General features: G+C 46.2%; 8 protein-coding genes. 6 read left to right on the top strand and 2 right to left on the bottom strand.

The window, feature by feature from the left end; translation table 11 throughout:
- Positions 1 to 10 precede the first annotated feature (10 nt).
- Together hisD and hisC are read left to right on the top strand one after the other, a co-directional pair.
- Positions 11 to 1,303 (top strand): histidinol dehydrogenase, encoded by a 1,293-nt coding sequence (hisD, locus tag ACZ2XM_RS13435; RefSeq protein WP_490589647.1) that lies wholly within the window; start codon positions 11 to 13, stop codon positions 1,301 to 1,303.
- 342 nt (positions 1,304 to 1,645) lie between these two features.
- The gene (gene hisC / locus ACZ2XM_RS13430; protein WP_490589648.1) at positions 1,646 to 2,740 is read left to right on the top strand and encodes a histidinol-phosphate transaminase; all 1,095 of its coding nucleotides are present in this window, start codon (positions 1,646 to 1,648) and stop codon (positions 2,738 to 2,740) included.
- Between the two features lie 163 nt (positions 2,741 to 2,903).
- Here the strand turns inward: hisC and ACZ2XM_RS13425 are convergent, their stop codons facing one another.
- The gene (locus ACZ2XM_RS13425; RefSeq protein WP_490589649.1) at positions 2,904 to 4,577 is read right to left on the bottom strand and encodes an anthranilate synthase component I family protein; all 1,674 of its coding nucleotides are present in this window, start codon (positions 4,575 to 4,577) and stop codon (positions 2,904 to 2,906) included.
- Positions 4,578 to 5,867 carry a beta-ketoacyl synthase N-terminal-like domain-containing protein gene (locus ACZ2XM_RS13420; RefSeq protein ID WP_490589650.1) on the bottom strand — a complete coding sequence of 430 codons (1,290 nt, stop codon included), beginning with the start codon at positions 5,865 to 5,867 and terminating at the stop codon, positions 4,578 to 4,580. It lies immediately after the preceding gene.
- 596 nt (positions 5,868 to 6,463) lie between these two features.
- Between ACZ2XM_RS13420 and ACZ2XM_RS13415 the strand changes: the two genes are divergently transcribed.
- The 4 genes from ACZ2XM_RS13415 to fusA all read left to right on the top strand — a co-directional run bounded on the left by ACZ2XM_RS13415 (position 6,464) and on the right by fusA (position 11,950).
- Complete coding sequence (locus ACZ2XM_RS13415; protein WP_490589651.1) at positions 6,464 to 7,792, top strand: EcsC family protein; 1,329 nt, start codon at positions 6,464 to 6,466, stop codon at positions 7,790 to 7,792.
- A 393-nt stretch (positions 7,793 to 8,185) separates the two neighbouring features.
- Positions 8,186 to 8,560 carry a 30S ribosomal protein S12 gene (gene rpsL, locus ACZ2XM_RS13410; protein ID WP_025646352.1) on the top strand — a complete coding sequence of 125 codons (375 nt, stop codon included), beginning with the start codon at positions 8,186 to 8,188 and terminating at the stop codon, positions 8,558 to 8,560.
- A 189-nt stretch (positions 8,561 to 8,749) separates the two neighbouring features.
- The gene (gene rpsG, locus ACZ2XM_RS13405; RefSeq protein ID WP_490589652.1) at positions 8,750 to 9,223 is read left to right on the top strand and encodes a 30S ribosomal protein S7; all 474 of its coding nucleotides are present in this window, start codon (positions 8,750 to 8,752) and stop codon (positions 9,221 to 9,223) included.
- A gap of 600 nt (positions 9,224 to 9,823) precedes the next feature.
- Complete coding sequence (fusA, locus tag ACZ2XM_RS13400) at positions 9,824 to 11,950, top strand: elongation factor G (RefSeq protein ID WP_490589653.1); 2,127 nt, start codon at positions 9,824 to 9,826, stop codon at positions 11,948 to 11,950.
- Positions 11,951 to 12,140 lie beyond the last annotated feature (190 nt).

Raw genomic sequence — 12,140 nt, 5'->3', positions numbered from 1 at the left:
AGGACCCTTCATGCGCACCCTAACCAGCACTGATGCCAATTTTGACAGCCAGCTATCTGAGCTACTCGCATTTGAGACCGTGAATGATAAAGATTTGCTGACGACCGTAGATGATATTATTGACCAAGTTCGCAGCACGGGTGATGCGGCGGTGTTAAGCCTGACGCAACAGTTTGACCAGCATCCTGCCACTTCGATGGCAGAGCTAGAGCTCACACAAGAAGCGCTAGCCGAAGCTTTCGCAGGATTGGATGCCGAGGTCAAAGAAGCCCTAACGACTGCAGCGACTCGTGTGCAAGATTTCCATCAGCGTCAGGTACAAGAGACTTGGGAATATAAGGATCAGCTGGGCAACCGTTTGGGTCAGAAAGTCACGCCATTAGACCGAGTGGGTATTTATGTCCCCGGTGGACTAGCGTCCTATCCTTCATCGGTATTGATGAATGCTATCCCTGCGAAAGTGGCTGGGGTGCCAGAAGTGATTATGGTGGTACCAGCACCGAAAGGGGAATTAAATCCCTTGGTATTGGCTGCAGCGCATTTGTCGAAAGTTGACCGGGTATTTACTATTGGCGGCGCACAAGCGGTTGCTGCATTAGCCTACGGCACTGAGACGATTCCACAAGTCGATAAAGTCACGGGTCCTGGTAATAAATACGTGGCGGCAGCCAAGCGAGCCGTGTTCGGGCAAGTGGGCATCGATATGATTGCCGGCCCCTCTGAAGTTTTAGTTTATGCTGAAGGGGAGGCGGGCGATCGCGCTGATTGGCTAGCGATGGATTTACTCTCGCAAGCGGAGCACGATACCGTCGCACAGGCTATCTTTGTGACCACCAGTCAAGCCCAACTCGATGAAGTGGCGGCTGAGATTGAGAAAGCTTTAGCAGAGTTGCCAAAAGCCGATATCGCCCGTGCTGCGCTAGAGAATCGCGGCGCTTTAATCTTAGTAAAAGACCGTGCTGAAGGCATTAGCGTGATCAACCGAGTAGCGCCTGAGCATTTGGAATTATCCCTGGATGATCCTGATAGCGTGATTAATGATATCCGTCATGCGGGTGCCATCTTTATGGGTCGGCATACGCCGGAAGCTATTGGCGATTACTGTGCCGGTCCCAACCACGTGTTGCCAACGTCAGGCACAGCACGTTTTTCATCGCCGTTAGGGGTATATGATTTCCAAAAGAAAACCTCGCTAATCTATTGCAGCGAGTCGGGCAGTAAGCCACTAGCACAGACTGCCGATATCCTAGCCCAACGCGAAGATTTAGAAGCGCATGCTCGCTCGGCTCGTTATCGCAGCTAATGGGTTAGCGCATAGCCCACCTTTAAGCGGCTACTTTTACTTTTAGCTTTGTTTTTTAATGCGAACTAGGCAGCCTATATTCAGGCTGTCTTTTTTGAGGCTGCATTCTGCAAGGCTGCGTTCTTAAAGTCGAATAGAGCGCTTGCTAAGAGTGGCTGAGGTGGCTTTCAAGCGACGTTATATGTCGTTTAGTAGACGTTAGCCTAACAATTTCAGAGGGTAGCTATCGCCAGTAATTTTTTGCCGTGTTAGAATTCAGAGGTCTCTTTTTTGGTCTGACATTTGGCCATTGCCTATTGAATGATCTTCCTGTCATCGTGATATATCAAAGCGGAACTGCCAATGAGTGAGTATAAGATCGACACCAGACTGTGGTCTACTAAGGCTAAAAACCTTACCCCGTACGTCCCGGGTGAGCAACCACAGCACGATAATCTGTGCAAATTGAACACCAATGAAAACCCGTATCCACCGTCTCCCATGGTAGCCGCTGCCATCAGTGCTGAATTGGTTGAGCAAGCGACGAGCCTACGTCTATATCCGGCGCCAGAATCCGATACGTTACGACAGACGCTAGCTGAGCTGCATGGCCTGCAAACTGAGCAAGTCTTTGTTGGTAATGGTTCTGACGAAGTATTGGCCTTAGTCTTTGCCAGCTTCTTTATGAAAGAGCGCCCGCTATTAGCCCCCGATATCAGCTATAGTTTTTATCCGGTTTATGCAGAGACTTTTGGGGTGGATTTGGTGCAAATCCCTCTACGTCAGGACTTTAGTATCGATTCTGACGATTACCGCCAGCCTTGCAGCGGTGTGATTATTGCCAATCCTAATGCGCCAACAGGTTTGCTGCTATCGTTAGAGGTCATTAATAAGCTGGCCACTGAGCACCCTAATGCGGTCATCGTCATTGATGAGGCCTATATTGATTTCGCCCGTGCGGATGACGATCAAGAAGTTTCAGCCGTCAGCTTAATCAATGAGCATGACAACTTATTGGTCACGCAGACTTTCTCTAAGTCACGCTCGCTAGCAGGTCTGCGCGTGGGCATGGCCTTTGGTAATGTCTCTTTGATCGAAGCATTGACGCGGATGAAAAACAGCTTTAACAGTTTTCCGTTAGATAAACTTGCCCAAGCGGGAGCTACGGCTAGTTTGCTAGATAACGATTATTTTGTGCAGGTTTGCAATGATATTATCGACTTGCGTGAGACGATGACGGCCGGTTTAATTAAGCTAGGCTTTAACGTCTTGCCGTCACAGGCCAACTTTGTCTTTGCGCGACCGCCAGCAGGCAATGCGGCTGAAATCGCGGCTACGCTACGCAAGGAAGGTATTATCGTGCGCCATTTTAATAAACCGCGAATCAATGAATACTTGCGTATTACGGTAGGTACTGCTGAACAAAACCAACGTTTGCTTGCGGCGCTACAAGCCTAGACAAAGTAGCCTGTAGGGTACAAAAGCATTTTTTGTATTAGAAGATTAGCAATACAAAAGGGAGACGTTAATAGCGCCTCCCTTTTTTGATTATTTTTTTAATCGGTCTTTACCTATGTTTCATACGTTGCCTATGTTGCATAATTTTTAGCCGTAGTCTGAGCTATGAGTTGGCCAATACCCCTAATAAATTTCCTACCTTATCCACACATTCTTGATACTCCGCCGCACAGTCCGAGCCGACCGTAATACCGCCGCCTGCCCATAGGCTGACCTGCCCATCAGGATTGGCCTGTAAGGTGCGAATTAACACGTTCCATTGGCCGGAACCATCAAAGTTCATATAGCCTAAGGTCCCGCAGTAAGCGCCCCGTGGTGCCACTTCTAGCTCAGCGATGATCTCTACTGCCCGTTTCTTCGGAGTGCCGGTGATAGACCCTGCCGGCAAACTGCCAAATAATACGGTCAGCGGATGCACATTCTCTTTTATCGTCGCCGTAATGGTGCTGACCAAGTGATGGACGTTACTGAAACTTTCGATGGCAAAAAGTTTCGGTACTTTAACGCTACCGGTTTGCGCGTATTTGCCCAAATCATTGCGCAATAGGTCAACGATCATGACATTCTCTGCGCGGTCTTTATCGCTAGCTTCTAACTCATCGCGCAGTGCTCGGTCGCTGCTAGCATCATGGCCACGCGGACGTGTGCCTTTGATAGGTTTAGTACGGATATGATTAGCGCCGTCTGCACTGTTTTCAAACACCAAAAACAGCTCGGGTGAGCAGCTTAATAGCTCAAAATCAGCCAAACCGACATAACCGGCAAAAGGGGCGCTAGTATTGTTATGCAATGCGGGCAGATAGTTGAGCAGTGTGGCCGGTTTTGACTCACCTTTCGACTCTGTTAAGTCAGCCCGTTGGCCTTGCCAAGGTTGCGTGAGATTTATCTGATAGCTGTCGCCTTGATACAGATAGTTTTGGGTTTTGCTAAAAGCGGACTCGTACTGCGGATATTGCCAAATAGGGGTGAGCAGCAGTGGTGGTGGGGTTATTAATGAGATAGAAGTGGCCAGCTGCTGGTCAAGCTGAGTCAACTTAGCCATTAAAGTGTCGTAATAGGCAGAAGGTAGAAGGTCTTGTGCAGAAGGGTCTATCGTCAACTGCCAACCTTGAGCGCAAGGGCTGAGATAAATATCGTAATGACCTAAATAAGCACTGGGCTGTTCGGCCAAGAGAATGCCTTGCTGCGGGCTCAACTGCGGACTAAGTTGTTTGGCAGCAATATCATAACCAATAAAGCCCATCAGGCCGTGTTGGTAATGATTGATGTTAGGGGCTTCAATGGCACTAGCGGCAGCATCAGCGTTACTGTGATTGTCACTGCGACTACTTTGCTCATAACGCTGCGAATAGGCGATTAATTCCTCAATCCATTCTCGGTAAGTCGTGTCATAGCGCCACTCTTTTACTGGCAAAAAATGGCCTAAATTAGTATCAGTCGCGCGGGTAGTTTTAACTACAGTGATAGCAACGTCTTTATTGGCTGTCTCTTTATTACTGGCCTGTGCTTGATTAGCGGTGTCTGCGGCAGTGTTAGCCGTATTGAAGCCAGCGGGATAAACCTGCCATGCCACCTTAGGTAGGATGCCAATGACCGGATTACCCTCATTATTTAACCAACAAGCTTGGGCGTGCTGCAAGGTGCTAGCAGTATCCGCAGACAGCAACGCCAGCAAATGGGGTAATAACTCATGCGCCGCCAAGCCAGCAAACGGCCAACTTGATGGTACATGAGTTGAGGGCACTGTTAAGGATGCGGCGGCCAAATTGAGCTGCATTTAGGCCTCAAACTTTTTGACAATCAAGGTCGCATTGGTACCACCAAAGCCAAAGCTGTTGGTCATAATGGTCTGCAGCTTAGCTTCTCGCGTTTGGGTCACGATATCAAAGTCTTTGGCACCAGCGTCGAGGCTCTCAATGTTAATATTTGGAGCGATAAAGCCATCGCGCATCATCAGCAAGCAGTAGATTAATTCCTGAGCACCCACCGCGCCTAAGCTATGACCGGTCATAGACTTGGTCGAGCTAATGGGCGGTAAGTCTGAGTTGGTTGCGTTGTGCTTGCTCCCGTTTTCCAACTCGGACTGATAAGGGGTTTGATGCGGGTCAGTCAGAGCAGTAGCAATAGCATCGAGCTCAGTGATATCACCAAGCGGGGTGCTGGTACCGTGGGTATTAATATAGTCGACAGTGAGTAGACCGGCTTGCGATAATGCTTGCTGGATACAGCGCACCGCCCCTTCACCACTAGGAGCGACCATTTGCGCGCCATCAGAGCTGGCACCATAACCGACGATTTCCGCTAGGATAGTCGCACCACGTTTTTGCGCATGCTCCAAGCTCTCCACCACCACCATCGCGCCACCACCCGCGATGACAAAGCCGTCACGCTTACTGTCATAAGGCCGCGAAGCTAAGGTAGGGGTGTCATTGTATTGGGTGCTCATCGCGCCCATCGCGTCAAACATACACGACTGCGTCCAGTCTTCTGCCTCACCTCCACCCGCCAACACCATATCCAATTTACCCAATTGGATCAGCTCCATAGCATGACCGATACAGTGGACCGAAGTCGCACAAGCTGAGGAGAGCGAGTACGAAGCGCCTTTAATTTTTAACCCTGTGGCGAGTGCTGCCGAGACCGAGCTGCTCATGGTCTTAGGGACGGCCATCGCCCCAACGCCGCGCAGGCCTTTTTCTGTCATGGCGGCTACAGCTGTGACCACGTCTTGCGTTGAAGCGCCACCTGAGCCTGCTACCACGCCGACTCTTGGGTTGTTACCTACCGCCTCTAGCGTCAGTCCAGCATGCTCGATAGCGGCTAAAGCACTCACGTAACTGAATAGGGCGGCATCGCTAAAGAACCGCTTTAATTTGCGATCGATAACGCTGGTATCTAGCGCTTCCTTATCGATACTGCCACTGACTTGGCACTTAAAGCCTTTTTCGGCATAGACAGGGTTGAAGCGGATGCCAGAGCGGCCTTGTTTGAGCGATTCGGTGACCGTTGGTAAATCATTGCCAATACAGGAAACGATGCCAGCTCCGGTGATAACGACTCGGCGCATAATAAGATCCTTTTTTTTGCTAAAATGAGACGTAACTGTGAGGGGTTGAGGCCGTGTGCAAATAGCCTTAATGATTCAAGCTTGATTTCTTGATTTATAGCAGAGCAGATGACTGTTACTCAGTGCTATCAATGAATACTACTAATGAACACTGTTAAACCATGCGGTCAATCAGCACGTTTAATAAGTGTTATACACAAAGTAAAAAATGATGATTATATGGATAGTAATAGTATTTTATTGATATCAGTAAACGCGACTTTAATCACACTGGTTTATGAGACGCTATGATAACGCTAATTACTATTAATTTCATTAGCTAGCTAAGGATAGATTGTTGGTTTTTTGGTAGGTCGTCCTCATTATAGGCCTAGGTATACATAGCACTGCATTAAGATACAAAGCTAAAAACAGTGATAACATTGTTTGCACTGACAAGGGGGCAGGCTAGCCCTTATGCTAATGGCTTAAGAGGATTTGCTACTCCATTTTTTTTGCTCAATCATTAATGGCTAAGCTACTCAACTATTTATCTTATGACTTTATTTCCTTATAAATTTATTATCCAGCTAATAACAAACAAAAAGGACAGCAACATGGCTAAACGCAGCGCACTTTCTCAAGGTCTTGGTATCGCTAGCAAAATGACTCGCAACAATTTAGAGCGTGTCGGTTCATTTATTGATAGCGTCCATACTAAATCCAGCAATCCAAGAAAGTTTCAAGCGGTTGACCTTTCAGCGGCGGCGCAAAAGCAGGACTTATTGCGCGAACAGACCTTAAAGGCATCACAGCAGCTATTAGGCAAGCGCTTTGCTACTTATGGTAAATATGCCAAGAAAGTCGTACCAGATAGCGTCTTTAAGCAAGTGACGGATGGTGCCTTTGCTCAAGTAGCCAAATTAGCAGCCAACTGGAGCGATTTAGACTTAAAAGACGGTACTGATGTTACTGCGCTAAATGACACTGAGCGTTATGCGCTAGCCACTGATATTGCCAATCAAAACCGTGCGTTAGCGACTTTAGGTGGTATTACTGGACTAGCAGGTTTGCCAGGTATGCTAGCCGATACCTTATGGTTGCTACTTGTATCTTTGCGTACCATCTATCAGACGGCTGCTGTCTATGACCAACCATTGACCGGTAAGCAAGGCGCGCAGATAGCTTATTCGCTACTGTCTAATGCTGACTTAAGCAAAATGCAAGAGAAGCAGGCGTTACTAGCAGGATTAGGGGTAGCCAAAGGCTTAATCTCAAGTGCAGACAATCAAGGACTGCGCAATGAATTGAAGAATGTAGGCGCTAGCAATCAGAGCGTAACCTATTATGTTGAGCAAGTAGATAAAATTGCTTCACAGTTGAACTTTGATATTGACAGCTTAAGTTTACGTTGGTTGACTAAAGTATTGCCCGTGACTTCAGTAGCTATAGGCATGCACTATAATAGTCATCTCATTGAAGAAGTCATTGGTGTAGCGCAGGCGACTTTCAGTACTGACGGTACGAATGACCGCGCAGAAAAGCGTTTAATAGCAGATGATTCTGCTAAAGCGTCTACGGCTAAAGAAGAGGCGAAGTCTACGGAAGCGAAGCCGTCTACAGAAGAGAAGCAGTCTGCGGAAGACTCGGCTAATCAGGATCAAGCTAAGCAAGATAAAGCCGACGATAACAAGTCTACTGAGGATAAAGCTGCTGACGCTAAAAAAGACGAGGCTAAGCCAGAAGCGTCTAAGGCAACCGATGCTGAAAATAAGAGCGACGCTAAAGATACAAAAGTTGCAGATACCACAGCTGAAGATAAAAAAGCTAAAGACAGCAATGCTAAAGACAGTAAGTCTGCCCCTAAAGCGCAGCAGAAAACAGCAGACAAAAAAGACGCTGGTAAAGAAGATACTGCAGCGGCAAAGAAGCCCACTAACAAGTAGCTCAAGCGGGCTTAATTAAAGCCGTTATTACTAACTCTTTAATCATCAGAACATTTACGCGAGTAAGTGTTCTGATTTGTTTTTCATAACTAGTAAATAGTGTTGGTGACTATTGCTAGCAAGTCGTTAGCAAAAAGTCCTGAGCAAAATCAATACTAGCAAAGGGTTGGGCTGCCTTTATGCGTCGTTGCCACAAGACTGCATAAATTATTTTAAATGTAAAGTAGAATTGTCGCTTTATGGTTGAATTATAGCCAACATATCTTTATAATATACTGTCCTAAAAATGGGTGCGTCTAAGAAGTAGCTTAAAGTCAGCTTTTGAGCTGTTTTGCTATTATTAACTATAATCACGCATTTTTTTGTTATAAATGAACGGGAGAAGGATGCCTTATGGCAACAACTAACCAATTGATTCGCAAGGGTCGCAAAACCATCAAGGAAAAGTCAAAAGTTCCTGCGTTGCAAGCGTGCCCACAGCGTCGCGGTGTATGTACTCGTGTATATACTACTACCCCTAAAAAACCTAACTCAGCCATGCGTAAAGTATGTCGTGTACGTTTGACTTCAGGCTATGAAGTATCAAGCTACATCGGTGGTGAAGGTCATAACTTACAAGAGCATAGCGTGGTACTAATCCGCGGTGGTCGTGTAAAAGATCTACCAGGTGTACGTTACCATACAGTTCGTGGCGCTCTAGATTGCGCAGGCGTAAAAGACCGTAAGCAAGGTCGTTCTAAATACGGTGCGAAAAAGCCTAAGGCTTAATTTGTAACCACTTACTATTAATTATGCATGGGATAGGTGTTGCAACGGTCACCTTAATCTTATTAAAGATTAAAAGCCCTCTAGGCAGCATACCGCCATGCAGTAAGGCTGGCTGGTAGCAAAACCCTAGTAGCTCTAAGCACTGGGTGCTATGAATGCCAGACATCCCTGAAGACAAGGAAATTTATTATGCCAAGACGTCGCGTCGTCGCTACCCGTGAAATCCTACCAGATCCTAAATTCGGTAGCCAAACTATTGCCAAATTCATCAACCACGTGATGTTAGATGGCAAAAAATCTACTGCTGAGCGTATCGTTTACGGTGCACTTGAGACTGTTGCTGAAAAACGCAGCATCGAAAACCCAGTAGAGTTTTTTGAAGAAGTATTAGAAAACGTTCGTCCTATGGTCGAAGTTAAAGCCCGCCGTGTTGGTGGTGCCACTTATCAAGTGCCAATGGAAGTACGCCCCTCCCGTCGTACTGCCCTAGCGATGCGCTGGCTTGCAGAGGCCGCTTCTAAGCGCTCTGAAAAGTCTATGGCACTTCGTTTAGCTGGCGAACTAGCTGATGCTGCAGATGGCAAAGGTAGCGCTATGAAGAAACGTGATGAAGTTCACCGTATGGCTGATGCCAACAAAGCGTTCTCTCATTACCGTTTCTAATCCCTGTTACTAATGCTCATTTTTAATAAATGCGTTTAGCAATAGGGCAGTGAGTAGGCTCGTATTTGTGGTCTGCTCACTGTTCAGAACTTCTTTAACTGCCTGCTTTATAGCTATTAGTAGTATATTTGCTGCTAATAGCGTCTATATTTACTCATTCAGTTGAAACTAAGTGGATAAAACCGCATATAGTCTTGGTCGACCTATTGGCTAGCTTAAGCCAATACAGCCCACCTCGATAACAGCGTTACTCTACTGAAAATGAGATAAGTGTCCAAGTTGCTATCGTCTTACTCATTAAAGGTCATCTTTAGCTTAGCTAACAGACCAGGCTAACCAGCTATTGAGAGCGATGTTAAGCGTCATAAAAGCGTCACTGTAATCATCTACCCTGACCTTTTACTTTGGCTTTTATTCTTTGTGTACTATGGCATTATTTACTCTGGCATTGTCTGTGCATAGACGGTCACCAGTTTGGCAGCTACGGCGCTGAATAGGTTGATGACAGTCGTGCTAGCCAATGACAGTAATAGTTTTTAACACAGTAATAGTTTCAACGAAGATTACACCTACAATAAGATATTCCATTAGGAAAATATTATGGCCCGTGCAACCCCCCTCAAGCGTTATCGCAATATTGGTATTTCTGCCCACATCGATGCAGGTAAAACCACTACCACTGAACGCGTATTGTTTTATACCGGTGTCAGTCACAAATTAGGCGAAACCCATGAAGGGTCAGCCACTATGGACTGGATGGAACAAGAGCAAGAACGTGGTATTACTATTACTTCTGCAGCGACGACTTGTTTCTGGAAAGGAATGGCACAACAGTTCCCAGAGCATCGTATCAACATCATTGACACCCCAGGTCACGTTGACTTCACGATCGAAGTTGAACGTTCAATGCGTGTGCTAGATGCTGCTTGTATGGTTTATTGTGCCGTTGGTGGCGTACAGCCACAGTCAGAAACTGTTTGGCGTCAGGCTAACAAATATAAAGTCCCTCGTCTTGCTTTCGTAAACAAGATGGACCGTGTTGGTTCAGACTTCTACCGTGTTATGGACCAGATTAAAACTCGTCTAGGCGGCAACCCAATTCCAGTAGTTATTCCAATTGGTAAAGAAGACGATTTCGAAGGCGTTATCGATCTAGTTACTATGAAAGCCATCTATTGGGATGAAGCCTCTCAAGGTATGGAATTTGAAGAGCGTGATATTCCAGAAGAGCTAGTAGAGAAAGCTCAGGAATATCGCAGCATGTTGGTTGAAGTAGCTGCTGAAGCTAACGAAGACCTAATGAATGCTTATTTAGAAGGCGAAGAGCTGACTGAAGATCAAATTCATGCGGCCATTCGTGAGCGTACTATCGCTAACGAAATCATTCCTATGCTTTGTGGTACTGCCTTCAAAAACAAAGGCGTTCAGAAGATGCTAGATGCGGTTATCCGTTATCTTCCTAGCCCTGAAGAAGTCCCTGCTATCCGTGGTATTTTGGATGACAAAGAAGAGTCTGAAGGCACTCGCGTAGCTTCTGATGAAGCACCGTTCTCTGCCCTAGCTTTCAAAATTATGAATGACAAATACGTAGGTAACTTAACCTTCGTACGTGTTTACTCTGGTGTGATCAAGCAAGGCGATAGCGTTTATAACCCAGTTAAAATGAAGCGTGAGCGCGTTGGCCGTATCGTACAGATGATGGCAAACTCTCAAGAAGAGTTGTCAGAGATCCGTGCTGGTGATATCGCTGCTTTAGTCGGCATGAAAGATGTGACTACTGGTGATACTCTATGTGATGAAAACAACGTTATCACTCTAGAGCGTATGGAATTCCCAGAGCCAGTTATCTCTCTAGCTGTTGAGCCAAAGACCAAAGCTGACCAAGAAAAAATGTCTACAGCACTTGGCCGTTTGGCGAAAGAAGATCCATCATTCCGTGTTCATACAGACGAAGAATCAGGTCAGACCATCATCAGTGGTATGGGTGAGCTGCATCTTGAGATTCTAGTAGACCGTATGAAGCGTGAATTTAAAGTTGAAGCTAACATCGGTGCGCCGCAGGTTGCTTATCGCGAGACTATCCGTAATACAGTCGAGCAAGAAGGTAAATTTGTACGTCAGACTGGTGGTCGTGGTAAGTTTGGTCACGTATGGCTAAAACTTGAGCCGCTTGATCCAGCTGGTGAAGTTGAATACGAATTTGAAGAGAAAGTTGTCGGTGGTGTGGTACCAAAAGAATTCCACGGCGCGGTCGACAAAGGTATTCAAGAGCGTATGAAAAACGGTGTATTGGCAGGCTATCCTATCGTTGGTATTAAAGCCACGTTATATGATGGTTCTTACCATGACGTCGATTCGGATGAGCTATCGTTTAAGATGGCCGGTTCTATCGCCTTCAAAAAAGGCTTCATGGCGGCAAACCCTGCGCTACTTGAGCCTATCATGAAAGTTGAAGTAGAAACGCCTGAAGACTACATGGGCGACATCATGGGTGACCTTAACCGTCGCCGTGGTATGGTCCAAGGTATGGAAGATTTACCTGGCGGTACTAAGCAAATCCGTGCCGAAGTGCCATTAGCAGAGATGTTTGGTTATGCCACATCAGTTCGCTCAATGTCACAAGGCCGTGCTACGTACTCAATGGAATTCCAAAAGTACGCCGAAGTGCCTAAGTCAGTGTCAGAAGCTATCATCTCTAAATTCAACTCTAAAGATGACGACGAGTAAATTTATCTCGTTTTGTTGAACTATTGCTTGAGTTAGATAAGTGGATCGCGTCAATAACTTGTTAAAAGACTTGTTATTGATGTCGATTTACTTATAATATTTGACAGATTGCATACGCAATAAGCATTTTAATTAACTTATCTTAAATTGGTTCTACATCCATACTGCTTTAGTATTCGGTGTTTGACCC

Source organism: Psychrobacter sp. CoH-33_TS_01 (assembly GCF_058189395.1).
Note: the sequence above shows the minus strand (reverse complement) of the source record. Positions and strands in the feature narration are given on the sequence as shown.